This is a genomic window from Gluconobacter cadivus, from assembly GCF_015244745.1.
GTDB lineage: Bacteria > Pseudomonadota > Alphaproteobacteria > Acetobacterales > Acetobacteraceae > Gluconobacter > Gluconobacter cadivus.
The window spans coordinates 1-22,999 of the sequence record NZ_JABCQI010000009.1; the positions used below are offsets into that span (position 1 = coordinate 1).

Consider the following 22,999-nt stretch of genomic DNA (forward strand, 5'->3'; position numbering starts at 1 on the left):
CAACTCTCAATCCCCCAACATCACACAATACCCACGCGGGGTGGAGCAGCCCGGTAGCTCGTCAGGCTCATAACCTGAAGGCCGCAGGTTCAAATCCTGCCCCCGCAACCAACTGAACTGGCGATGCGAACGCATCACAAACCCCACTCCGGAAACGGGCTGGGGCTTTCGTGCGTCTGCCCGGAATACGGAGTATTTATCGGGATTATCCAGCAATTAACGCGGATAATCATGATATGGTTAGAGGCGTGTTTGTCTCTAATGGCTGGAACCACTTTGTATGGCTGTGCGTAGTGTCTGAATATTCAGTCAGATGTCATCTTTTAGACGACGTTTGACGAGCTGCGTCGGTGTTTTGCGGTTCATATTCAGAAAGTGTTCGAAGGAGATGGTTATGACGGATGAGACGAAAACAATTCATACGACTGAATCGGGTATCCCTGTCTCCAGTGACGAACATTCTCTGACAGTTGGTGCGGATGGTCCGATCCTGTTGCACGACCACTATTTGATTGAACAGATGGCGGCGTTCAATCGCGAGATGATCCCGGATCGCCAGCCGCATGCTAAGGGAAGTGGCGCGTTTGGCCGGTTTGAAGTTACCCAAGACGTCAGCCGATATACCTCGGCGAAATTTCTTCAGCTTGGTGTGGTGACTGAAGTTGTAGCGCGATTTTCAACAGTTGCCGGCGAAGCTGGAAGTCCGGACACATGGCGCGATCCCCGCGGTTTTGCTCTGAAATTTTATACTGAAGATGGCAATTTCGATATGGTCGGCAATAACACGCCGGTCTTCTTCGTGCGCGATCCCCTCAAGTTTCAGCACTTTATTCACTCGCAGAAACGCCGCGTCGATAATGGTTTGCGCGATAACGACATGCAGTGGGATTTCTGGACACTGAGCCCAGAGACCGCGCATCAGGTAACGTGGCTGATGGGTGACCGCGGCATTCCGGCTAGCTGGCGTCATATGGACGGGTTTTCCAGTCATACCTATTTGTGGGTGAATGCGACGGGAGAGCGCTTCTGGGTCAAATATCACTTCAAAACCGATCAGGGCATCAAGTGTCTGACGCAGGAGCAGGCAGGTCAGCTTGCAGGCACTGACGCCGATTATCACCGGCGCGATCTTCATACGGCGATCAAACGTGGTGAGCATCCGAGCTGGACGCTCAAGATGCAAATCATGCCGTATGAAGAGGCCAAGACCTATCACATTAATCCGTTCGATCTGACTAAGGTCTGGCCGCAGGGCGAATATCCCCTGATTGAGGTCGGCAAACTGACATTAGACCGCAATCCGACGGATTTTCACTCCCAGATCGAACAACTCGCGTTCGAGCCGAATAATTTCGTGCCAGGAACCGGACTGTCCCCTGACAAGATGCTGCTGGGGCGTTCGTTCGCTTATGCGGATGCACATCGGGCACGGCTGGGCGTGAACTACAAACAGATCCCGGTTAACGCGCCGAAATGCCCTGTTCACGGCTATATCAAGGGTGGTGCGATGCGGATGCGCGAGGCGCGCGATCCGGTATATGTTCCGAACTCAAAGGGTGGTCCCGTTGCCGACGCGCAGCGCTTTCCGGAAAGTGCAGTCTGGGCGGCAGATGGCGACTTCGTGCGTGCGGCTTATACATTGCGTCCGGACGATAATGATTTCAGTCAGGCCAATGCCCTGATTAACCACGTTATGGACGATGCGGCGCGCGACCGACTTGTGAATAATATTGTCGGCCATGTGTTGCAGGGCGTTGAAGAACCCGTCCTGTCGCGAGTGTTCGAATACTGGTCGAAAATCGATGCGACCATCGGATCACGGGTGAAAGACGGTGTGCTTTCCAAACGGACTGCACATTAAAACTGTTTGAAGTTGGGGTCTCGACGCATGGCCTGAGGCGGTGGAAGCTGTAGCCGTTTTTCCACAAGTTTTTGGAACCGGAGATTTATTATGTCTCGTCCGCCACTACCGCCTTTCAATGCCGAGACCGCCGCGCTTAAGACACGGTTGGCCGAAGATGCGTGGAACAGTCGTAACCCGCAAAAAGTCGCGCTTGCGTATAGTCCTGACAGCCGGTGGCGCAATCGGGAAATATTCGTACAAGGGAGAGAAGAGATCGTCTCTTTCCTGACTCACAAATGGGCATGTGAGCATGAGTATCGACTTATCAAAGAAGTCTGGGCGTTTTGGGGGAACAGGATCGCAGTACGCTTTGCCTATGAGTGGCATAATGGCGAGGGACAGTGGTTCCGGTCTTACGGCAACGAAAACTGGGAGTTCGATGAAAACGGTCTGATGAAACGGCGTTTTGCCGCGATCAATGATTTGCCGATTGAAGCCGGTGCTCGGCTGTTTCATTGGCCACAAGGAAGACGGCCGGATGATCATCCGGGTCTTTCGGATCTGGGGCTTTGAAAGGGCACATTGCAGTCGACTAAAAAGCCTGCGATTATTTCCAAGGTGGGTTTTGTGAGATTTCCTCCGTGACATGCTCAGAAACCGGCAGCGTGTGGCGAACTGCTGGTGTCGGGGATTGTTGATATGAGGTTACCGGATTTCGAAGCCTGGGCCATTTTCGCCAAAGTGGCTGAACGCGGTTCTTTCGTACGGGCAGCCGAAGAGCTTCAGCTTTCCAAACCGACGATTTCGAAAGCCGTCAGTCGTCTGGAGCAGTCTCTAGGTGTGGCGTTGTTCAGCCGGAATTCGCGACAGATGTCCGTGACGGAGACAGGTCGTATGCTGCTGGGGCATGCGAACCGGATTCTTGCTGAAGCAGAAGCTGCTGAAAGCGAAGCCCGTGGAGGCACTCATCGTCCTTCAGGCCTGATTCGGGTTGCTGCTCCCATGACGTTTGGAATCAGACATCTTTCCCCCGCTCTTCCGGCCTTTTTGGAGAAATATCCGGATATCGACATCACCGTGGACTTTAGTGATTCCCTCGTTGATCTCGTGGCTGAAGGTTACGATCTGGCTTTGAGGATTGCATCTCTGGCCGATTCTTCTCTGCGCGCCCGGCATCTTTGTGGAGTCCGCCTCCTTCTGGTCGCAACGCCGGAGTATTTGGATCGTATTGGACGTCCGACGCATCCGCGTGATCTCGAAGGGCAGAAAAGCTTCGTTTATACAAATACGTCCGCTCCCGGTACATTGCGCCTGACCTCCACAAAAACCGGTGAGGACTATGTGCTGTCTCAGGCTTCGCGCTTTCGGGCAGATAATGCAGAGGCTTTTCTGCCGGCCCTGAAAGCGCATCTGGGGTTTGGTTTGTTTCCCGAATTCATGGTCTGGGATGGTATGCAGGATGGTCGGTTTGAACAGATCCTGCCGGACTGGGATGCCGCAAGCATTGCGCTTTATCTCGTGACATCCAGCAGTACGCTCCGGCCTTTCCGGGTCAACGCCTTGATGGATCATCTGGTCTCGGCGTTTGAACATCCCCCCTGGGCCAACACGACCACATGAGGTTGGGCCAGAAAGATTGCGGACTTATCGACGCAGGGCGTCCACAGAGAAACGACCGGCCCCTGAAGCAGCAAGAGCGAGAAGGCCGCCTGCAATACTGAAATTCTTGTAAAAATGGATCCACATATCGTAACGGATCATACCATCGAACGTCCAGTAATGATGCCCGATGAACGCGGTGATGATCGTATAGACAGCCAGAAGAATGGAAAGCGGCGTCGTCAGGAAACCGGCGACAAGAGCCAGTCCGATACCGAGTTCGATCATGATGGCGATAATAGCGGACACTGTCGGAACCGGGGCACCTGTGCTGGCCATATATCCTACGGTTCCCTCAAAGCCCGTCAGTTTGCTCCATCCCATCAGAACGAACAGAAGGGCCAGAAGGATGCGTGAGGCGAGAAGAACCTGATCGCGTGGAAAGGCCATGTTCATCGGTTTGTCTTTCGTGTTTGAAAGTATCTGACATTCAGCCGGAAGCTTGCAGGACTGCTCTTCGGGGCTGTTGATGTCTGTTTTACCGACGCTTCATGTGCTAATAAATGGAAATGATAGAAATATTATGTTTCCATTTTTTTATTTAAAAGGCCGCGTCCATTCCGTCAGCCGAAGGACGCAGCAATGAATTCTGTTACTGATGCGGCGATGACCCAAACGTCTGGGTTGCGGTAACATCAATGCTTACACCCACCTGAAGCGCAACCCACTGCCCAGTAGCCCACGGCCCCTGACCAACGCCGAAGGCGGAGCGGATCAGATCAAGATGGCCTTTGGCGTGAGCTGTCTGGCCACTGATATCGAGTGTGAAAGGCAGGGTTTCGGGCCTGCTGACACCACGGATCGTCAGCGTCCCAACAGCTTCGTACGCATTACCGCCTTTGGCCCGAAAGCTGCGGGCTTCAAACGTCGCAGTCGGAAAACTGGCCACATTGAACCAGTCACCGCCCGGCATGGCCCCATCACGCTGTTTGTCCGCTGTCGTGGCGCTTGCGATATCGATTGTAATTTTCGCATGCCCATCTTCGGGATAAGCCGGATCGAAAGAGATGGTTCCGCCGAATTTTCCGAAATGTCCCGTAAAGGCATTTCCGGTCTGTGTTCCCGAAAAACTGATCGCGCTGTGAACAGGATCAATCGTCCAGTCTGCGGCGAAAACAGGTGTCGCCGCCAGAACGCTCATGGCAAACGCTGAAAAGACTGCTTTTTTAAGGAAAGCCATGATGTCAGTTTCCGTGTCTGGGAACGGGCTTTCTACCAATGGCAGGAAGCATCTGTCGCAGAGTATTATCGTTCAGAACGAAATGATGACGAAGGGCGGCCGCGATATGCAGACCAATCAGCGCCAGCAGAAACCAGCCGCCCCAATGATGAACCGCTTTCAGTGCGGCTTCGACGGGTGCCTTGTTCTGCAACGTTGAAAGCACCGGCAGATCGGGCCAGAGGATGGTACCATACAGAAGGGTTGGAATGCCCAGAGCGGACACCGACACCATGGCCCATCCGCTCAGCGGCATGAATATTTGCATGCCGTACAGAGCACCATGCGTCAGATGGGCCGCCACGCGCTCGAGCCCTTTCGTGTCACCAGGAAGCTCTGGAGGCCTGTGCGTCAGGCGCCAGACAATCCGCAGCGCAATGAGGACCATGACCGTAATACCGATCGACTTGTGAAGCTGGTACAGCTGAAAAACACGCATTGGATCGAGGGACAGATGATCCATGACCAGCCCCATGACAATCAGGGTCAGGATTCCCGCAGCGATCAACCAGTGAAGGAGGATCGCCACGCCCGTATATCGCGTGATCCCGCGGCTCTGCTTTGCGGGCGCTGTCATGAACTCAGCCCTGCTTTTCGAAAGCGCCAGCAATCCGCAGCTGCACGGCATCGCTGACATACGGGACATACATCTTCACGCCGAAATCGCTGCGCTTGATGGTGCCTGTGGCTTCAAAACCGGCTGTGTATTTCTTGTCGAGCGCGTTCACACCTGCGCCGATGAAATGAACCTTCAGCGTCTCAGGCTTCGTAACACCATGGAGCGTCAGATTGCCGGTGACGATGGCATCGGCTTTGCCCGTGCGGCGGACGGAGGTGGATTCAAACGTGGCGTTCGGATACTGCGCCGCATTGAACCACTGATCGCCCTTGAGTTCTTCGGTCAGCTTGGCGCTGGTCGTCTGAATCGATCCAACCGGAATGCTCACGGAAAGATGGGATGCGGCCGGGTTTTTATCATTGAGGTCCAGTGTGCCGGAAACGTCCGAAAAGACGCCCTGATAGTTCGTGAAACCAAAATGCAGAACGGAAAAGCCAACCTGAGTATGGCTGGGCTCAACGTCATAGGTGCCGGACTGCACCTGTTCCGGGGCCGTGACGACCTGAGCTCCTGCCGGATGCGGAATGACGGATGCAAATGTCAGGGCGGTGAGGGAAAGCAGAAAGAAAGAGGATTTCATGTCGGGTTCTCTGGTCAGAATGAAGAGGCAGGGACGGAGAGACAGGGCCTGAAAGAACCTGTCGTGCATCCTTGTTGACCAGAAAAATAAGTGAGAATTACCGGGCAATAAACAAAAACAACAGAAACTCATTGTTTCCTTTTTTACACTATCTTTTCCTCCGAAGCCCCCAGATGACCAGCCGCCTCGATTTCCTGCATATCCATGGCCTGTTCCATTTCCCGCAGAACCCGGTCATGGATCTGCCCTGCATGATGCAGGCGCAGAATTTCCTCCCGGCCCGCTCCGATGGCCTTCAGAACGGCTTCATAATGGGCAATTTCCTCAGGGCGATGCGTCGCGGTATCCTCTGCATACTGACGTGTCACATGCAGGCGATAGCGATATTGTTCCAGAAGACGTGGATGCCGCTCACTCCCGTCCGGAAGCCGGGACGCCTCTTCAATGGCACGAAGCTGCGCCTCGGCAACAGCAATCCAGGCCCGGTTTTCATCCGACTGGATAACACGCAGTTCTGACGCTCCATTGATCCTGAGCAACCCGATCAGAGGCGCCAGCGTCGTCCCGTGAACCAGAACGGTGACCAGAATTGAGACAAAGGCGCAGGCCAGCGCCAGATCACGTCCGGGAAATCCTTCCGGAAGTGACAGGGCCGCCGTCAGGGTCACGACCCCTCGCATGGCCGCCCATCCCATAATCGTTGAAATGGCCACAGAGGGACGCGCGAACCGTTCCGGCCAGCGCCGACGCAACAGACCGACAATTCCGTCCGACGCGAAAAGCCACACAAACCGGGACAGGACCATCGCCACCAGTACGATCCCGACGGGATAGACGAGATGGTGCAGAATATCAGGTGTGCCTCGAAGACGGCCCAGAACACCCCGAAGGGATAGCCCGATCAGAATGAACAGAACGGATTCCAGCAGAAAGACGAGCACTTTCCAGAACGCATGAGACTGCAGGCGTGTTTCCGCATCAAAATCCCTGTGCTGATGCCAGCCCAGAACCAGTCCCGTGGCGACGGTGGCCAGAACACCCGAAACATGGAGATGGTCCGCACCGATATAGGACACTTCCGCCAGAAGGACCGTCGTAATGATAACCATGTCACTGTCGCGCAACCGACGGATGACAAACAACCCAAGAAACCCGGCGACAAGACCAATCAGCACCCCGCCAACAGAGACGACACAGAATGTTGTCAGGGCCTGAAGCGGACGGAAAATTCCTGTCAGAGCAGCGACAACCCCAAAGCGGAACAGAACCAGCCCAGTCGCATCATTCAGCAGGCTCTCCCCCTGAAGCAGTGACGTGACCCGACCGGGTAACGACAGGCGCTCCAGAGCCGCTTCGGCTGCAACGGCATCGGGCGGAGAAACGATCGCGCCTAGCGTGAAGCACGCGGCCCATGGAAGGGCGGGAACGACGAGATGCGCCGCCACACCTACGGCTGCGGTCGTGAACGTCGTGGTGCCAACAGCCAGAAGTAGAATGCCGGACAGATTTTTCCGGAACTCCCGCCAGGCCGTAAACCATGCACTGCTCATCAGCAGGGGCGGAAGAAAGACAACCATGACCAGTTCGGGGTCGATCGTGACTTCAGGTGACCAGGGCGAAAGAGCAAGCCCCGTACCACCCAGAATGAATGCCGCCGCAGGAGGGAGCTTCAGTTTCCGCGATAACAGCTCAAGAATCAGGATGACAGTCAGAAGAAACAGAAAATACTCGTAACGCGCCGTATCAGACATGTTGCGTCCAGTGCTGGAGCCTGCTCGGGAAGAGAGGGATGTGATTTCGGATCTAGCACATCGAACGCGACACTGTTTCCAGTTCTCCGACCACTCCAGCAACGAAATCCGAAAAAGCCCGCGCCTTGGCACTCGTCAGCCTACCGGAAGGATAGACGAGCCACAGATCAACAGGCGGCAAAGACCAGTCCGTCAGGCAGCGGACCACCGTTCCGCATTCCAGTTCCGGCAGGAACATCCAGTCCGCCGCAATGGTCAGACCCAGATCCGCAAGCACGGCGGCCCGGATTCCTTCGGCCGCACTCAGGTTCAGACGCGGGCTCAGTGTTGCACTTACGTCTTTTCCCTGCTGGTGGAAGACATATCTCCCCCCATCATCCCGCGCATAGGTGACAGCCTGATGCAGAGCAAGGTCTTCCGGCGTCTCCAGAACCAAGGACTGTTCCAGATACCGGGGCGTTGCAAGAACAGAGCGCCGCCCTCTCGCGAGGCGTTTTGCAATCATCGTGCTGTCGTTCAGAGGCCCCACACGAATGGCAATATCAATTCCTTCCGCCACCAGATCCACACGCCGGTCATCAAGTTCGATATCCATTTTCAGCCGGGGATGCTTCTTCAGAAAATCTCCAAGTCGGGGCACAATCTGAATCCGCCCAAAGGTTGTCGGAACCGCAACTCGGAGCCTTCCCTGCAAACTGAGCGTACTGTCACGCGCCGCGGCATCGGCGTCCTCCGCATCGGATACGATCCGGGCCACGCGCTCGAAATAGCGCTGTCCCGCATCTGTCGGTGTCAGACCATGCGCAGAGCGAAGCAGAAGCTGTACGCCCAACTGACGCTCAAGCTGCGCAACAGCCTTCGAGACTGCCGGCTGTCCGAGATGCATCAGCCGCGCCGCCGCAGAAAAAGAGCCACTTTCAACGACCCGTACGAAAACGGTCATGGCCTGAAGACGATCCATTTTATTATTCCGCTATGGAATTCTCTCTATACTGAAATGACGACTGCCAATCCAATACGGAAATCTCCATCCTCTGAAGCACGCCGCGGATGGCGCGTTTCACACAGGATTGTTTCCCATGGCCGATCTTCTCTTTTCCCCGAAATTCGTAGGCCCCATGCGGCTCGAACACCGCGTCGTCATGGCCCCCCTGACCAGAATGCGTTCTAGCATCGGCAATCTGCCCAACGACCTGATGCTTGAATACTATACCCAGCGCGCCACGCCGGGTGGTCTGCTCATTTCTGAGGCCTCTCCAGTTGCCCTGACGGGATATGGCTTTGAACGGGCCGCCGGAATTTACGATGACGCACAGATCCCCAGCTGGAAACGCATCACGGATGCCGTTCACGCCAAAGGGGGACGCATGTTCCTGCAACTCTGGCATGTCGGTCGTCAGTCCGCGCGCAGTCTTCAACCCGGCGGCGTAGCGCCTCTTGCTCCATCCGCCATCAGAGCGGACGGCACGGCATGGACGCTCAACGGCACAGTCCCCTATGACATGCCCCGAGCCCTGGAACTCAATGAAATTCCATCCCTGATCGACGCCTACCGTCAAGCCGCAACACGCGCCCTTCAGGCAGGATTCGACGGCGTGGAAATCCACGGCGCCAACGGCTACCTGCCCGACCAGTTTCTGCAGGACGGTACAAACAAGCGCACCGACGCCTATGGCGGCCCGATCGAAAACCGCGCGCGCTTTCTTCGGGAAATTACTCAGGCGGCCATAGACGTATGGGGTGCTGATCGCGTCGGCGTCCGACTCACACCAAGCGGATCTTACGGATCGATGTCCGACAGCAACAGACACGCCACGTTCAGTTATGTCGCCACGATGCTGGAAAACATGGACGTCGCCTACTTGCACATCGTTCAACCACGGATCGGCGCGGATGCAGAACCCGATCCGGTCGACGTGTCTGTCCTGCGTCCTCTGTTTTCTCGAACCATCATCGCAGCAGGCGGTTTCACAACCGAAAGCGCGGAAAGGCTTCTGGAATTCAAGGACGCAGACCTGATCGCATTCGGACGCGCTTTCATCGCCAATCCGGATCTGGTCTTGCGGCTGCGAAATCACTGGCCATTAAATCGATATGACCGTTCAACTTTTTATGGTGGGGACTGTCATGGCTATACGGACTATCCGGCGTTTAGAGAAAAATTGTAATTAAAGGACGTCATTTTTAATGTTTTGCCTTGGCAGACTTCAATGTTCATGACCTCCATTGTGAAACAATTTTTTAGAGGAGAATCGAAAACCCCTTTGATTTTGGATACGGCCCTATAATCCTTTAGCTACGATCGGCACACAAACACGCTTCATTTAACACTAAGGCAGATCATCGAAATATTTGTAAGAGCACGATCATGGAGATCCGGAGGTAAATTGACTGACGATATCCAAAAGTAGTCTTTATCCTGAAAATTATAACAAACCCACGCTGTGTTATGATAAAAATACATTACTATAAATTATTTCCGATTATTTTTTGGTTCGATTTTCCCAATAATTAAAATATATTATAAAGTTACTTAGTTACCGGTATGGTCACGATGGCTCCTGGTGGTTGTGTGGTTTTTGATAATTCTAAAAGCATTTGCGTAATTGTAAATGCTAATTTGCTTTTAAAATCTTTCCGGTCTATCCAGTAGTAATATTTATCATAGTATATAGAAACAAATGAATTTTCTATTTTTTTTCTGCCATATTTTATTTTTATGAGGGGTTTTTCTTCATAATCTAAATCCATAGATGTTCCGCCTGCTGAAAATTCATCTTCTGGAATATTTATTTGGTAGGCAACTTGACCCAGTATTGATAACATACTACGAGATAAAATATTGATTTCGCCTGGATTTGGGGTTCCAGAGCCATAAACGACTTCCATGCGTTTATAGTTAGGAGAGAAATTCAATAATTTTTTGGTGGTTTGTGTAATTTTTTCTAAATTTGGATTCGATGTCGGATATATATTCAAAAAAACATGACTCGCTCCAGAGGGTTTCCCTTTAAATTTAGGAAATTGTTGAAGCTGAATCTCTAATAATCCTGATGCTTGAAGTAACCTTAAATCATGTATTAATTCGAAGAATTCATCGGTATTATAAATTGTATTATTGTCTACATCTCCGTTTCTTCTTGAGAAGGGTCTATTATTGCTCATTGAATTAATTGATTGAGCTGAAAGTTGCAATAAAATATCAATTGGTAACCCTCCCATCGCAAGAGGCAGCAAACTGGCTGGAGAAAGAGGACTCAAAAAACTGTGTGCGTAAGCATCGCCTGTCACGGGTTGAAAAGTAAACGTTGGGTTCTGTTGTAATTGCGTCGATACGCCACCGTTGGGGCGAATAGGAAAAGTGTCTGAGGCGACGCCGAGAAAGGCATTTTGTTGGAATTGATAGCCTGAAATTAATTGTGTTGTGTCTAGAAGACCTGGAGTATCGGCATATCTAAGTCTAATAAGATTTTGAAGAGTTTGTCTTTTATTTGATTCTATAATTGACACAGAATATTCGTCTTGATCTTTTCCTAGTCTTTGTGATCCTATACTGTAGCAACCACCAAGGCTAAAACAAAAAAACACAATAACTATTTTATCTAATTTTAACATAATCAATCCTAAAATATAGTAAATTTGATTTATGAATATATTTTGAGATGCTCATGAAATATAACCATAAATTATTGTCAAGGTATTTTTACATTTATTTGTAAATTTATTGAGAAAAATCTTATACTAACTTGTTGTTTTTCTATTGAAAATTAGATATCAAAATTATTACGAGATGAGATGGATATTCATCATTCCTATGTATTGCAATATAATAAACTATGATAATTAACAATATTATTATATGTTGGGTATTTATATTTTAGCGCAATAAGTTTTTATAAAAATAATGGCTTATTGCGCTAAAATTTTTAGATGATTTTTACCAGCCCCAGCCTGGGCCAAAACCGTAATCTGGGCCAAAGCTCTCCCCCCAGGGCCCCCAGTCTCCCCAGTTCCATTGGGCATCTTGGTAGTCTTCAGCAGTCATTTGTTGTTCGTTGGCGATATTCTGTTGTTGTTGATACGCTAAATAGCGACCGTAAGCGGCTTGGTTTCCAACATATAGACAACCACAAACTGTCGGATCGGCGTAGACATAGGTTACTGTGCTCCCGTGTATCCGGCGTATAAAATGATGTGACGGGAGTTTTTTGAGCATAGCAATCTGCTGAGGCGTTGATGCGGGTTTCATCAGAAACCCTGCTGCAGCAAGATGGTCGTCTTTTTGAGTGGTAATTTGCTGCGGCGATTCACAGGCAGACAACGCGACCATGCAAAAGAGTGAAGTTAAAATGGTTTTTCTCATTATTAAACCTCCGTAAATAAATGCTCATATTGGTTGCCATGCAGATCGTTAGATTGCGGCATTGATATCTATGTAAAAAACGTCCTAAAGTTCCCTCGGGGCCTAATTTTTTCAAAAAATTTGGAAAATATAGAAAGAATTTTTATTCTTTGCCATGTGTTTTATGGTTTTGGTCGATTTTCTCGAAAAGAGATTCCATTATGGGAAGTTTCTTATTACCGTAACCTACACCTAAAGAAACATGCATTAAAATTCTTTCTGGATTAGATAGAAAATGCTCTACATTCCCACTATTTAATGATTTGTTATCAAGTACCGATATATTGACATTTTCATTCTGTGTGGTCACATAATTCATAACGGGCTGATCGCCGAAGCGATCAATTTCGTGTTGACGTGTGAGTCTTCCTACAGAACATATCATATCAAAAATTTTCTTTGTTTCGCCATGGTCGCTAAAGATCATAATCCCAGAGGTGGCTTTCCAGAATGGGAGGGTACCTATTTCACTGTTCCTTGCAAACATCCAACCACCGAACCAGTTAGTCCCAATATCCCATTCGCTTTCATCTATTTTTTTTACGGAACAATTTGCTTCTCTGTAAAGACAGAAATCTTCAGAACATAGGGCATCTTTAATAATTTTATTAACATCACCTCCAACAATAATATCAGTATCTAAGTAAAAAATAGGATTATATTTCTCTACATCATAAAGATATATTTTATATCTTTCGAAGATAGGGTTTTTATTTGAGCATTCCTTTACTTCGATATTAAACTGAAAATCAAGTGGGAGAAATTTTAAAGTATCTTCTTGAGATCGGTCTGATATTAAAAATATTTTACCAGAATATAATCCAAATTTTCGTAGAGAAATTATCGATAGTGCCGCGCATTTATAATATTCATCTGATCCAAATACACAAAAATATACTAATGGATTTAGTTTTAATAGTGATCTCTTCCTTTTGAATGAGTCTAGAATGTATATTTTATTTTTTCGTAAATCCCTTAATAATAATGGCCCTGGTCTTCCGCTAATATTGTATGTTTCAAAATTACAATCTACAAATGTTTCTGAATTAATTTTATTGAAGTTTTTAAAAAAAACCTCTTTTCCGCTGCTTTGTTCAATCCACGTTTCGTTCTTGGCCTCTTGAAGCCAACTAAAGGTATCCCAAGAAAGAAGAGCAAAATTTTCCCAAGAAAGAAGATTTGTTGTGTTAAATTTAATTTTTCCTTCCAGTTCAGCTGTTAAATTAAATCCGGATAAGTTAAAAGATATTCCATCCTCTAAACTTCCACCTATATTAACTAATATTGGTTTTTCTTTTGAGGAAAATTTAAAATTTTCTTTTATTCCATCAGTTATGAGAGCATCCAATTCTGATAAATTGTTCTTTCTTAAAAACCAAACTCCGTCCGTTACCTGATATATAAGAAGAGGATTTATATTTTTGTTGGGATCATCATGGTAAATATTTCCATCCTGAGAAACACATAAGATGGTTTTATGAGAAGAAACGACTATCGAACAATCTGATTCAGTAATATCGTGCAGCCAGCTAAAATTTATTTTCTTTGATTCAAGAGAATTAAAATTATCTTCTTTTGTCTGGTGTTTTTTATTTTTCTTTGTGAAATTAAAAAACTTCATTTCATCGTCTTTCTTCTAATAATTTTTCTTGAATCTAAAACTTTTTTAAATTCTGAGCAATAGCTTCATAGTTTTCTAAAAAATATAAATGACTAACCTGTATTAGTTAACAAACGGGCGAGCTTTGTGCACGAGGTGTTCAATTGCCTGCGGATTCGAAGCGCCGTAATACGCTATAAAGTCTACACCTGATCTTTCACACCTTCTTCAATTTTGCGGCCGCGAAGCTTTGGATTGCGCCTTTTGCCAATGTGTTTTGGGTTTCTCTAATTTTTGCAAAAATCATATAAACTTTGAAGCGTGGCTAGGGAGATATAATTTTCTTTTATGAGTTTTCTTCGATAAAATTGCATTTTTATGGAAGGTTTGAAAAGTGGCTATTAAAGATCCTGTTGTGATTGAGCATCTTAATACGCAGCTCACGAATGAATTGACGGCAATAAATCAGTATTTTCTTCATGCCCGCACACTGAGGCATTGGGGTGTGACCCATTTGGGAAAAAAAGAGTATGACGAATCCATTGAGGAGATGCGTCATGCGGATTGGCTGATCGAGCGTATTCTGTTTCTCGGAGGGCTGCCGAATGTGCAGCGTCTGAACTCTATCCTGATTGGGCAGACGGTTCAGGAAATTCTTGAATGTGATCAGAGGCTGGAAGAAAAAGCGATTCAGGATCTGCGCGAAGGTATCGCTTATTGCGAGAGTGTCCGTGATTATGTGTCACGAGATCTGCTTCTGAAAATCCTTGTCAATGAAGAAGAGCATGAGGATTTCATTGATCGCCAGTTCGACCTGATCAAGCAGATCGGGATTGAGCGTTATATTCAGAAAAACTCTGCTGCGGCTCCCGATCAGGACTAATAGAAGCCGTTTTCAAAACAACCCGGCTTGTCCGGGTTGTTTCTTATGCGGCGTTTAGATGTGTCTGTTCGGAATGGGCTTTCTGCATTGCCGATCTGAGTAGACAGACAATGCCGGGGACGCAGTTGCCGCATTTTGCCGTGCATTTTCGGGCTGAATAGATTTCCGCTGGTCGAGACGCTCCGTTGTGGATTGCGATTTCGATATCCTGATGGGACAGCGCGTTGCATGAGCAGACGATCATGAAAAAGCAAGCCTTCGTTCGCTGGAACCGATTTCAGAAACCTACCTTAAATGCAAATGGTTCGCAAATGCATTTTTGTGCATGCAATTACGCTGAGTCCTGACTGATCCACCGTTGAACGACAGGACGGATTGCGAAATTGCTCTGGATGCGGACGACGCCCGGAAGGCGTGAGAGTTCTTCTTTATGGATGCGCTCGTAGTCAGCAAGATCTCGGGCTGCGACATGGAGCAGGTAATCGGCTTCACCTGTCATCAGGTAACACTCCCGAACATCAGGACATTCCCGGATGCGGGTTTCAAAACGACGGAGCGTTTCGTCTGTCAGGCGTTCAAGCGTGATCTGTACGATAACGGTGGTCAGCTTGTGAGCTGAGCGTTCGTCAATGACCGCGCGATAGCCACGGATGATGCCGCGTTCCTCCAGTAGGCGAACGCGCCGCAGACAGGCGGACGGAGAAAGCCCGACACGTTGTGCCAGATCAGCGTTGCTGAGGCGCCCGTCATGTTGAAGGATTCTCAGGATGGATTCGGTGATGCGGTCGACGATCATGGTGGCATTATCGGTCTATTTTCGCAGAATCGATCATATATTTTTCGCTTATTGGAATATTATATGATTATCGGGCAGGATATTCTAGCGCACAACGCGATAGTCTCATTTCTCATGATGAGTGCATGTTCTGATCCTTTGTGGCCTTCTTCTCGTGCTGGAGCCCGTCTGACGGTGGATCTGGGCGCGATCGCCTCGAATTATCGGTATCTTCAGAAACTTGCAGCGGATGCTGCCTGTGCGGCTGTCGTGAAGGCCGATGCTTACGGACTGGGTATCGAGCGTGTAGCGCCGGTTCTTGAGCAGGCGGGGGCTCGAGAGTTTTTCGTCGCGCATGTTGATGAGGGGATCAGGCTGCGTTCCGTGGTTTCGCGAAAGGCCCGGATTACGGTGCTTCACGGCCCGAGACCGGACGCAACGGCAGAGTGTGTGCAATATGGATTGAGGCCGGTTCTGAACAGCCTTGATCAGATTGCTGTGTGGCGCTCTGAAGCGGTCAAGGCGGGGCGGCCGTTGGAGGCTGCTCTTCAGGTGGATAGTGGCATGTCCCGGTTTGGGCTTTCTGGCGCCGATCTTGACGTGTTACATGAGGACGGGGCGCTTATGGAGGGGCTGAGTGTCAGTCTGGTCATGAGTCATCTGGCTTGTGCGGATACGCCCGATCATTCGGCCAATGGCGTCCAGAAACAGCAGTTGCTGGAGATGTCGGCACGGTTGCCGTCTGCACCGTTGAGCCTGTCGGCATCGTCGGGAATTTTTCTGGGGCCGGACTATCATCTGGATGTCGTTCGTCCTGGAGCGGCACTTTATGGAATTGCGCCGAATCTGGCTGGTCCGAATCCGTTGGATCAGGTTGTCAGGCTTCAGGCCCATGTCTTGCAGATTCGTGAAATTCTCCCAGGCGATGGTGTTGGTTACGGGATGACATATCGCCCTGAGCGGCCACGGAAAATTGCCACTGTGGCTATAGGGTATGCCGATGGATTTTCACGGCGTGGCGCCGGGCAGGGGTGTGCGTGGTTTGAAGACATCTGTCTGCCAATTCTGGGGCGTGTTTCGATGGATTCCCTGATCGTGGACATTTCGGATGTGCCAGAGGGCATGCTGCGAGCCGATATGATGGTGGATCTGATTGGATCCCGGCGCAGTGTGGACGACGTGGCGGCGGCAGCGGGGACAATCGGATATGAGGTCCTGACGTCTTTGGGGCACCGCTTTTATCGGGAATATGTTGGAAATGGGGAAACGTTCCAAAAGGGCGATTGACATTCCAGCATGGAAAACAAGATAGACGAACTGAAATCGGATTATGTCATGATGGCATGGTCTGGCGTAACAAATCGGAATTCTCATGTATCTCCGTCGTGACAGAGCTTTGACCGCTGTATCCATTATGTTGGACGTCGCTTTCCATGCGGGTCGATCCGGGGTGGTGAGTGGCGCGGATATTGCCCGCCGTGGCGATATGCTGCGTCGGGGGATCGAGCCTGTGTTGCAGGGCCTCTCTCGGGCCGGTCTGTTAGCAAGTGTACGCGGGCCGAAAGGGGGGTATCGTCTTGGCAGGCCTCCGCGGACCATCACGCTGAATGAAATTGTCCGGACTGTTACGGAAGATCCGGAAATGCCCGAAGAGGGCATCAACCTTCTGCGGGCCAAGGTACTCGAGCCGTTCTGGCAGCAGATGGATCAGGAGGTGTCGGAGAAGATGGCGTCCGTCACGCTGGAGCACCTGCTTCAGAATGCGGAGGAAGCGGGCATGCAGCGGCCCAGCAGAGCACCAATTTCCTTTTCAATATAACATTATAAAAAAGTATTTTGAAAAAACTACGAAATGGGTTTTAGAGGACGGAATATCTTACCATAAGGGATCAATCTTTGATCTGGTATGGTGAGTTCCATGTCCTTGGTGTTTCCTTTGCTTGCCGTTTGCAAGCGGGGAGGAGGACGCATTCATGACGGGGCCAGCCGCAGGGTAGGGTCCGTATTCGTCAGGAAGGTGAGCGCTGATGAAACGTCCTGTAAGACTCGAACTTGGTCAGAAGCTGGTTCTGACGGCCAACCGGCTGCTGGACGGTCGTACCGTATGGTGGCGGGAAGACGGGACATGGGACCTTCGGATCGGGCAGGCGGTTCTTTTGGACGCGGATGTGGCTGAGACGGCGCTTTCCCGGGCGGTGGAAGAGGCCCAGCGTGAGGGGGTTGTCGGGGTGTATGATACGGCGGTTTTGCCTGTTGTGCCTCCTGAACCCGTGACTGTTCGTGAAAAAATCCGGGCTCATGGCCCGACCGTGCATCCGGAATTTGCAGTGGAGACCGCACAGTGAGCGTTCCTGTCGGCCATTATCAGTATGACCGGATTGACCGGGATTTTCTTCGGGCGCGGATTGCCGAGTTTGAGGGGCAGGTGAAGCGTCGTCTGGACGGGACGCTGAGCGAGGACGAATTTAAGCCTCTGCGGCTGATGAATGGGCTGTATCTGCAGCTTCACGCCTATATGCTGCGGGTGGCCATTCCTTATGGCATTCTGGACAGTCGGCAGTTGCGCAAGCTGGGTGAGATCGCCCAGCGCTATGACCGCGACTATGGGCATTTCACCACGCGGCAGAACATCCAGTTTAACTGGATCCGGCTCGAAGATACGCCGGATATCCTGCGCGAACTGGCTGAAGTAGACATGCATGCCATCCAGACCAGCGGGAATTGCATCCGCAATGTGACGTCGGACGAGTATGCTGGGGCTGCGGCGGATGAGCTGGTGGATCCGCGGGTTCATGCGGAAGTGCTGCGGCAGTGGTCTACGCTGCATCCTGAGTTCACGTTCCTGCCGCGCAAGTTCAAGATTGCGATTTCGGGTAGTCCGAATGACCGGGTGGCGGCGCGTTTCCATGATATCGGGATTCTGGCCCGTCCGGGTGAGGATGGGGCTCCGGTGTTCCGGATTTTCGTGGGCGGGGGACTGGGGCGGACGCCGGTAATCGGCGAAGAGCTGTTTGACGGTGTGCGGGAAGAGCATCTTCTGGCGACGCTTGAGGCGATCCTGCGCGTCTATAATGCGCATGGACGGCGGGACAATATCTACAAGGCGCGGATCAAGATTCTGGTTCAGGCAATCGGGGTTGAGGCCTATCGGGAGGCTGTGGAAGCCGAGCTGGGCCAGATGGAGCTGGACCGGTATCGGCTGACGCCCGAAGCAGTTGCGGCGATCCGGGCGCGTTTTGCCGTGCCATTGCTTGAGGCGCCGGACGATGCAGATGCCGTACTGACGCAGCAGCGGAGGGACGATCCGCTGTTTGAGCGCTGGGTGCGGAGCAATACGCATGTTCACCGCGATCCGGGGCATATTATTGCGACTATTTCGCTGAAGCCGGCGGGCGGGATTCCGGGGGATGCGACATCGGCGCAGATCGGGCGTCTGGCGGATCTGGCGGATGCATATTCGTTTGGAGAAATCCGGATCACGCATTTGCAGAATGTGGTTCTGGGGCATGTCCGCAAGGACCGGTTACGGGATCTGTGGCTTGGACTGTCTGAAGTCGGGCTTGCGGAAGCGAATATCGGGCTGATTGGCGATATCGTGGCGTGCCCGGGGCTGGATTATTGTGCGCTGGCGAATGCGCGGTCTATTCCGATTGCGCAGAAGCTGGGTGCGCGTTTTGCGGATACGGCGCTTCAGGCGGAAATCGGGGCGTTGCGGATCAATATTTCGGGCTGCATCAATGCCTGTGGGCATCATCACGCCGGGAATATCGGACTTCTGGGCGTGGACAAGCGCGGAGAAGAGTTCTTCCAGCTGACGGTTGGTGGCCGGGCCGAGAATGGTGCGGCGCTTGGGACGATCCTGGGGGCAGCGCTTCCGGAAGACGAGACCGTTGATGCGATCGCGCGGCTTGTGGACTGCTATCTCGGGCTTCGGGAGAGTGGAGAGACGTTCCTTGAGACTCTGACGCGTCTGGGGCATGAGCCTTTCAGGGAGGCGGCGTATGAAGCTGTTTGAACTCGGTGAGCGGACCGCGCAGGTTCATGATGTGCTGGTGACGGTTGCGGAACTGGCGGAACGGGATGATGCGCGGGCTGTCCTGCTGGAGAGTGCGGACGATCCGGCGCTTTTGCGGCCTTATCTGAACCGGCTGGATCTTGTGGTGCTGCGGTTTCCGATCTTCAGGGATGGGCGTGGGTTCACGCAGGCCCGGGAATTGCGGGAATATCTGCGGTTTTCTGGAGAAATCCGTGCGGAGGGGCATATTCTGCCGGATCAGGCGGCGTTTCTGCGTCGGTGTGGGGTGGACAGTGTCGTTCTGCCGAAGAATGGCAATGGCGATCCCGAGCTGTGGGAGAAGCAGCTTCGGCAGTTTCCGGTGGCGTATCAGCGGTCGGTTCTGCCGGAGCGCCCGGTCGGGCCGGGGCTGCGGGTTGAGGAAGCGTCTTAACGGGCGCCAAACCAGCCGCGCCTCCAGAACCAGAACAGCGGCAGGAGAACCGACAGGATCATCAGGATCAGGCTGTAGGGATAGCCGTATTTCCATGACAGCTCAGGCATGTCGTGGAAGTTCATGCCGTAGATACCTGCGATGAGGGTTGGCAGGATGCCGATGGCGCTGACGACGGTCAGGACCTTCATGCCGTCATTTTGTTCGATGCTGATGAAGCCGAGCGTGGCGTCCAGCAGAAACTGGACCTTGTTGACGGTCTGGGCGTCGAAGTCGTTGAGGGATGCGATGTCTCGCCCGGCGACCTTGATGCGGGTTTTGAGGGCTTGTGGCTCTTTCTCGGTTCGGTCGCCGATATAGATCAGGACGCGGTCGAGGCCGAGCAGGCTGTCGCGGATCATGGAGGCGAGGTCGCCGCTGTGGCCGAGGCGGCGGAGGGTTTCGCGCAGCATTTCGGCGGCTCTGGCGGGATCGCGGGGGCTGCCGGTACTGAAAACGCGTTTGGAGATGGCGTCGAGGTCCCGGCCGAGGCCTTCCAGTATGTCGGCGAGGCGATTGATGATTTCCTCGATGATTTCGACGAGGATTTCGTTGGCGGAAGGGCTCCCTTTGGCCGGATCGCGTTCGGCCTGACGGCGACCAACGATATCGAAACCGTAATAGTCAGTATAGCGGACCGTGATGAGGTGGTTGTCTGTCAGGACGAAGCCGATGGGCAGGGAAAAGGCTGTGTTTTCCTCGCGTCTGACGAGGGGAGTCGAAAGATAGAGGGTGCCATCCTGTTCGTGATGGCGGGAGGAGCTTTCGATTTCCTCAAGCTCGTTGCGGCGGGGAATATGGGTGTTGAGGGCCTTTTCTGCGCGGGCGACCTCGTCGAGAGTCGGGTTGATGAGGTCGAGCCAGACCGCTTTGGAGATATCGACGTCCGGTCCGGTTTCCCGGGCCGGAGCGCCTGCGGGGCGCACGAGGAACATCAGGCGGATCCTTGAGGGCAATGGAAAGGCTGTGAGGCTCCCTCATGTCCTGCCTGAGGCGGGTTCGCAAGGTGCAGGGGGTGGGAATTGTTGCGGGAGAGGCCTGAAAACGGCGAGACGGATGGACGGCGGGGGCTGCTCTTGGTATCGCATTGGAGCCCTGAAGCGGAACCGAGTGCGGTATGACGAACACATCTTCCCCCCTATCTTCCTCTCTGGCCAATTCGCTTCGTTCCGGCCCTGACCAACGGGGACGGTTCGGGATTTTTGGTGGCCGCTTTGTTGCGGAAACGCTGATTCCGCTACTGTTCGAGCTGGACGAGGCCTATCGCGCTGCGCAGGCTGACCCCGCGTTCCGCGAAGAGCTGGACTATTATCTGAAGGATTATGTCGGTCGTCCGAGCCCGTTGTGGTTTGCCCGGCATCTGACGGAAGAGCTGGGGGGGGCGAAGGTCTACTTCAAGCGCGAAGAACTGAACCATACAGGGTCGCACAAGCTTAACAATGTTATGGGGCAGATCCTCGTAGCCCGACGGATGGGCAAGACCCGGATCGTTGCAGAGACGGGTGCGGGGCAGCATGGTGTAGCGACGGCGACGGTCTGTGCGCTGTTCGGTCTGAAATGCACCATTTACATGGGTGCGACGGACGTTGAGCGGCAGAAGCCCAATGTGTTCCGGATGCATCTGCTGGGTGCGGAAGTGAAGCCCGTGACGGCCGGGGCGGGGACGCTCAAGGATGCGATGAACGAGGCGATGCGCGACTGGGTGGCCAATGTCGCGGATACGTATTTCCTTGTGGGCACGGTGGCCGGCCCGCATCCGTATCCGGAGATGGTGCGGGACTTCCAGTCCGTGATCGGGGTTGAGACCAAGGAGCAGATCACGCAGGCCGAAGGGCGTCTGCCGGATGTGATTGTGGCGGCTATTGGTGGCGGTTCGAATGCGATGGGGATTTTCCATCCGTTTCTGGACGATGCGGATGTGAAGCTGATTGGTGTCGAGGCGGCGGGGCACGGGCTGGATTCCGGAAAGACGGCGGCGTCCATTTCCCGTGGGCGGCCGGGTGTGCTGCATGGCAATCGGACCTATCTGCTTCAGGACAAGCACGGCCAGATTGAGGAAGCGCATTCGATCAGCGCGGGGCTGGATTATCCGGGGATAGGGCCGGAGCATTCCTGGCTGAATGATATCGGTCGGGCCGAGTATGTCGGCGTGACGGATGAGGAGGCGCTTGAGGCGTTTCAGGTCTGTACGCGGACGGAGGGCATTATCCCGGCGCTCGAATGTGCGCATGGACTGGCGCATGTCATGAAGATCGCGCCTACGATGGCGAAGGATCAGATCATTGTTCTGAATGTTTCCGGTCGTGGGGACAAGGATATCTTTACTGTGGCGCATCATCTGGGAGTGAAGCTGTGAGCCGGATCCAGACACGTTTTGCAGTTCTGAAACAGGAAGGACGCGGGGCACTGATTCCGTATCTTCAGGCCTGTGATCCGGATTATGACACCTCGCTGGAGCTGCTGCGGGCGATGCCCGCAGCGGGGGCGGATCTGATCGAGATCGGTGTGCCGTTTTCTGATCCGTCTGCGGATGGACCGACCATTCAGGCAGCGGCCCTGCGTGGACTAAAGGCCGGGGCGACGCTGGGGCTGGTGCTTCAGATGGTCCGGGCGTTCCGTGAGACGGACAGTGAGACGCCGATCGTGCTGATGGGGTATCTGAACCCGATCGACAGTTATGGCCCGGCGGAGTTCTGTTTCGATGCGGCGCAGGCGGGTGTGGACGGGATCATTGTCGTCGACATGCCGACCGAGGAGGCGGACCTGCTGGATGCTCATGCGCGGGAAGCCGGGTTGGACATCATTTCTCTGGTGGCGCCGACGACGTCGAATTCCCGTCTGTTCCATGTGCTGCGGGATGCCACCGGGTTTGTCTATTATGTGAGCATTACCGGGATTACCGGGACGAGCAGCGCGAGTGCTGCGGATCTGGAGAAGGCGCTGCCGCGTATCCGGGAAGCGACCAATCTGCCTGTGGCGGTCGGGTTCGGGATTTCCACGCCGGAGCAGGCGCGGACGGCGTCTCGGATCGGAGATGCGGCTGTGGTGGCTTCTGCTCTGATCAAGACCATGGCGGGTACGCTTGAAGACGGGCGGGCGACGGAGCGGACCGTTCCGGCTGTTCTGGCGCAGCTTGAGGCATTGGCTGCGGCTGTTCGGGCTTGATGTTTGGCATTCCGAC

At 52.5% G+C, this 22,999-nt stretch carries 24 protein-coding genes and 1 tRNA gene; 13 read left to right on the forward strand and 12 right to left on the reverse strand.

What is annotated here, in order from left to right; genetic code table 11:
* Positions 1-34: 34 nt before the first annotated feature.
* The 4 genes from HKD28_RS12725 to HKD28_RS12740 all read left to right on the forward strand — a co-directional run bounded on the left by HKD28_RS12725 (position 35) and on the right by HKD28_RS12740 (position 3,463).
* Positions 35-111, forward strand: a tRNA-Met gene (locus tag HKD28_RS12725).
* Positions 112-394: 283 nt separating this feature from the next.
* Positions 395-1,861, forward strand: a complete 1,467-nt coding sequence (locus HKD28_RS12730) for a catalase (protein ID WP_194268647.1) — start codon at positions 395-397, stop codon at positions 1,859-1,861.
* A gap of 90 nt (positions 1,862-1,951) precedes the next feature.
* Complete coding sequence (locus HKD28_RS12735; protein WP_194268648.1) at positions 1,952-2,416, forward strand: nuclear transport factor 2 family protein; 465 nt, start codon at positions 1,952-1,954, stop codon at positions 2,414-2,416.
* A 126-nt stretch (positions 2,417-2,542) separates the two neighbouring features.
* A complete protein-coding gene (locus HKD28_RS12740; RefSeq protein ID WP_194268649.1) occupies positions 2,543-3,463 on the forward strand; it encodes a LysR family transcriptional regulator in 921 nt (306 codons plus the stop codon).
* Positions 3,464-3,487: 24 nt separating this feature from the next.
* Here the strand turns inward: HKD28_RS12740 and HKD28_RS12745 are convergent, their stop codons facing one another.
* The 6 genes from HKD28_RS12745 to HKD28_RS12770 all read right to left on the reverse strand — a co-directional run bounded on the left by HKD28_RS12745 (position 3,488) and on the right by HKD28_RS12770 (position 8,632).
* Positions 3,488-3,892 carry a DoxX family protein gene (locus tag HKD28_RS12745; RefSeq protein ID WP_207728993.1) on the reverse strand — a complete coding sequence of 135 codons (405 nt, stop codon included), beginning with the start codon at positions 3,890-3,892 and terminating at the stop codon, positions 3,488-3,490.
* Between the two features lie 202 nt (positions 3,893-4,094).
* Positions 4,095-4,682, reverse strand: a complete 588-nt coding sequence (locus HKD28_RS12750) for a YceI family protein (RefSeq protein WP_194268651.1) — start codon at positions 4,680-4,682, stop codon at positions 4,095-4,097.
* Between the two features lie 4 nt (positions 4,683-4,686).
* Entirely contained in the window at positions 4,687-5,298 is a 612-nt protein-coding gene (locus HKD28_RS12755; protein ID WP_194268652.1) for a cytochrome b, read from the reverse strand.
* A 4-nt stretch (positions 5,299-5,302) separates the two neighbouring features.
* On the reverse strand, positions 5,303-5,920 hold the full coding sequence (locus HKD28_RS12760; protein ID WP_194268653.1) for a YceI family protein: 618 nt from the start codon (positions 5,918-5,920) through the stop codon (positions 5,303-5,305).
* Between the two features lie 143 nt (positions 5,921-6,063).
* Positions 6,064-7,671: a Na+/H+ antiporter gene (locus HKD28_RS12765; protein ID WP_194268654.1), complete on the reverse strand. Its 1,608-nt coding sequence runs from the start codon at positions 7,669-7,671 to the stop codon at positions 6,064-6,066.
* A gap of 52 nt (positions 7,672-7,723) precedes the next feature.
* Complete coding sequence (locus tag HKD28_RS12770) at positions 7,724-8,632, reverse strand: LysR family transcriptional regulator (protein WP_194268655.1); 909 nt, start codon at positions 8,630-8,632, stop codon at positions 7,724-7,726.
* Between the two features lie 118 nt (positions 8,633-8,750).
* Between HKD28_RS12770 and HKD28_RS12775 the strand changes: the two genes are divergently transcribed.
* Positions 8,751-9,839 (forward strand): alkene reductase, encoded by a 1,089-nt coding sequence (locus HKD28_RS12775; RefSeq protein ID WP_194268656.1) that lies wholly within the window; start codon positions 8,751-8,753, stop codon positions 9,837-9,839.
* A 361-nt stretch (positions 9,840-10,200) separates the two neighbouring features.
* Here the strand turns inward: HKD28_RS12775 and HKD28_RS12780 are convergent, their stop codons facing one another.
* From HKD28_RS12780 to HKD28_RS12790, 3 genes are all read right to left on the reverse strand, one after another.
* Positions 10,201-11,286 carry a hypothetical protein gene (locus HKD28_RS12780; protein WP_194268657.1) on the reverse strand — a complete coding sequence of 362 codons (1,086 nt, stop codon included), beginning with the start codon at positions 11,284-11,286 and terminating at the stop codon, positions 10,201-10,203.
* A 322-nt stretch (positions 11,287-11,608) separates the two neighbouring features.
* Positions 11,609-12,034 (reverse strand): hypothetical protein, encoded by a 426-nt coding sequence (locus HKD28_RS12785; protein WP_207728994.1) that lies wholly within the window; start codon positions 12,032-12,034, stop codon positions 11,609-11,611.
* Positions 12,035-12,176: 142 nt separating this feature from the next.
* Positions 12,177-13,694 carry a hypothetical protein gene (locus tag HKD28_RS12790; RefSeq protein WP_194268658.1) on the reverse strand — a complete coding sequence of 506 codons (1,518 nt, stop codon included), beginning with the start codon at positions 13,692-13,694 and terminating at the stop codon, positions 12,177-12,179.
* 373 nt (positions 13,695-14,067) lie between these two features.
* Between HKD28_RS12790 and bfr the strand changes: the two genes are divergently transcribed.
* A complete protein-coding gene (gene bfr / locus HKD28_RS12795; protein ID WP_194268659.1) occupies positions 14,068-14,556 on the forward strand; it encodes a bacterioferritin in 489 nt (162 codons plus the stop codon).
* A 43-nt stretch (positions 14,557-14,599) separates the two neighbouring features.
* On the opposite strand, the gene HKD28_RS12800 is transcribed toward bfr, so the two are convergent.
* The gene (locus HKD28_RS12800) at positions 14,600-14,800 is read right to left on the reverse strand and encodes a (2Fe-2S)-binding protein (RefSeq protein ID WP_194268660.1); all 201 of its coding nucleotides are present in this window, start codon (positions 14,798-14,800) and stop codon (positions 14,600-14,602) included.
* A gap of 87 nt (positions 14,801-14,887) precedes the next feature.
* Entirely contained in the window at positions 14,888-15,352 is a 465-nt protein-coding gene (locus tag HKD28_RS12805) for an Lrp/AsnC family transcriptional regulator (protein WP_194268661.1), read from the reverse strand.
* 117 nt (positions 15,353-15,469) lie between these two features.
* Here HKD28_RS12805 and alr point away from each other — a divergent pair, with 117 nt between their 5' ends.
* The 5 genes from alr to HKD28_RS12830 all read left to right on the forward strand — a co-directional run bounded on the left by alr (position 15,470) and on the right by HKD28_RS12830 (position 19,779).
* Positions 15,470-16,618 (forward strand): alanine racemase, encoded by a 1,149-nt coding sequence (alr, locus tag HKD28_RS12810; RefSeq protein WP_194268729.1) that lies wholly within the window; start codon positions 15,470-15,472, stop codon positions 16,616-16,618.
* 85 nt (positions 16,619-16,703) lie between these two features.
* The gene (locus tag HKD28_RS12815) at positions 16,704-17,150 is read left to right on the forward strand and encodes an RrF2 family transcriptional regulator (RefSeq protein ID WP_194262735.1); all 447 of its coding nucleotides are present in this window, start codon (positions 16,704-16,706) and stop codon (positions 17,148-17,150) included.
* A gap of 208 nt (positions 17,151-17,358) precedes the next feature.
* Positions 17,359-17,676, forward strand: coding sequence for a DUF2849 domain-containing protein (locus HKD28_RS12820; RefSeq protein WP_194262736.1), 318 nt, complete (start codon positions 17,359-17,361; stop codon positions 17,674-17,676).
* On the forward strand, positions 17,673-19,346 hold the full coding sequence (locus tag HKD28_RS12825) for a nitrite/sulfite reductase (protein ID WP_194268662.1): 1,674 nt from the start codon (positions 17,673-17,675) through the stop codon (positions 19,344-19,346). The genes HKD28_RS12820 and HKD28_RS12825 overlap by 4 nt, the downstream gene beginning before the upstream one ends.
* Entirely contained in the window at positions 19,333-19,779 is a 447-nt protein-coding gene (locus tag HKD28_RS12830) for a DUF934 domain-containing protein (protein ID WP_194268663.1), read from the forward strand. The genes HKD28_RS12825 and HKD28_RS12830 overlap by 14 nt, the downstream gene beginning before the upstream one ends.
* Here the strand turns inward: HKD28_RS12830 and corA are convergent.
* Positions 19,776-20,753, reverse strand: coding sequence for a magnesium/cobalt transporter CorA (gene corA / locus HKD28_RS12835; RefSeq protein ID WP_194268664.1), 978 nt, complete (start codon positions 20,751-20,753; stop codon positions 19,776-19,778). The two genes, HKD28_RS12830 and corA, sit on opposite strands and share 4 nt — an antisense overlap.
* A 182-nt stretch (positions 20,754-20,935) precedes the next feature.
* On the opposite strand from corA, the gene trpB reads away from it, so the two are divergent.
* Positions 20,936-22,174 carry a tryptophan synthase subunit beta gene (gene trpB / locus HKD28_RS12840; protein WP_194268665.1) on the forward strand — a complete coding sequence of 413 codons (1,239 nt, stop codon included), beginning with the start codon at positions 20,936-20,938 and terminating at the stop codon, positions 22,172-22,174.
* Complete coding sequence (trpA, locus tag HKD28_RS12845) at positions 22,171-22,983, forward strand: tryptophan synthase subunit alpha (protein WP_194268666.1); 813 nt, start codon at positions 22,171-22,173, stop codon at positions 22,981-22,983. The genes trpB and trpA overlap by 4 nt, the downstream gene beginning before the upstream one ends.
* Positions 22,984-22,999: the final 16 nt, after the last annotated feature.

Bases quoted from the DNA above. Each gene is read 5' to 3' on its own strand.
- HKD28_RS12760 (WP_194268653.1), bottom strand. From the start codon at position 5,920: ATGAAATCCTCTTTCTTTCTGCTTTCCCTCACCGCCCTGACATTTGCA.
- HKD28_RS12800 (WP_194268660.1), bottom strand. From the start codon at position 14,800: ATGATCGTCTGCTCATGCAACGCGCTGTCCCATCAGGATATCGAAATC.
- HKD28_RS12805 (WP_194268661.1), bottom strand. From the start codon at position 15,352: ATGATCGTCGACCGCATCACCGAATCCATCCTGAGAATCCTTCAACAT.
- HKD28_RS12775 (WP_194268656.1), top strand. From the start codon at position 8,751: ATGGCCGATCTTCTCTTTTCCCCGAAATTCGTAGGCCCCATGCGGCTC.
- trpB (WP_194268665.1), top strand. From the start codon at position 20,936: ATGACGAACACATCTTCCCCCCTATCTTCCTCTCTGGCCAATTCGCTT.
- HKD28_RS12770 (WP_194268655.1), bottom strand. From the start codon at position 8,632: ATGGATCGTCTTCAGGCCATGACCGTTTTCGTACGGGTCGTTGAAAGT.
- HKD28_RS12820 (WP_194262736.1), top strand. From the start codon at position 17,359: ATGAAACGTCCTGTAAGACTCGAACTTGGTCAGAAGCTGGTTCTGACG.
- HKD28_RS12745 (WP_207728993.1), bottom strand. From the start codon at position 3,892: ATGGCCTTTCCACGCGATCAGGTTCTTCTCGCCTCACGCATCCTTCTG.
- HKD28_RS12765 (WP_194268654.1), bottom strand. From the start codon at position 7,671: ATGTCTGATACGGCGCGTTACGAGTATTTTCTGTTTCTTCTGACTGTC.
- HKD28_RS12730 (WP_194268647.1), top strand. From the start codon at position 395: ATGACGGATGAGACGAAAACAATTCATACGACTGAATCGGGTATCCCT.
- HKD28_RS12785 (WP_207728994.1), bottom strand. From the start codon at position 12,034: ATGAGAAAAACCATTTTAACTTCACTCTTTTGCATGGTCGCGTTGTCT.
- HKD28_RS12735 (WP_194268648.1), top strand. From the start codon at position 1,952: ATGTCTCGTCCGCCACTACCGCCTTTCAATGCCGAGACCGCCGCGCTT.
- HKD28_RS12790 (WP_194268658.1), bottom strand. From the start codon at position 13,694: ATGAAGTTTTTTAATTTCACAAAGAAAAATAAAAAACACCAGACAAAA.
- HKD28_RS12830 (WP_194268663.1), top strand. From the start codon at position 19,333: ATGAAGCTGTTTGAACTCGGTGAGCGGACCGCGCAGGTTCATGATGTG.
- HKD28_RS12740 (WP_194268649.1), top strand. From the start codon at position 2,543: ATGAGGTTACCGGATTTCGAAGCCTGGGCCATTTTCGCCAAAGTGGCT.
- HKD28_RS12815 (WP_194262735.1), top strand. From the start codon at position 16,704: ATGTATCTCCGTCGTGACAGAGCTTTGACCGCTGTATCCATTATGTTG.
- HKD28_RS12755 (WP_194268652.1), bottom strand. From the start codon at position 5,298: ATGACAGCGCCCGCAAAGCAGAGCCGCGGGATCACGCGATATACGGGC.
- corA (WP_194268664.1), bottom strand. From the start codon at position 20,753: ATGTTCCTCGTGCGCCCCGCAGGCGCTCCGGCCCGGGAAACCGGACCG.
- HKD28_RS12750 (WP_194268651.1), bottom strand. From the start codon at position 4,682: ATGGCTTTCCTTAAAAAAGCAGTCTTTTCAGCGTTTGCCATGAGCGTT.
- HKD28_RS12780 (WP_194268657.1), bottom strand. From the start codon at position 11,286: ATGTTAAAATTAGATAAAATAGTTATTGTGTTTTTTTGTTTTAGCCTT.
- alr (WP_194268729.1), top strand. From the start codon at position 15,470: ATGAGTGCATGTTCTGATCCTTTGTGGCCTTCTTCTCGTGCTGGAGCC.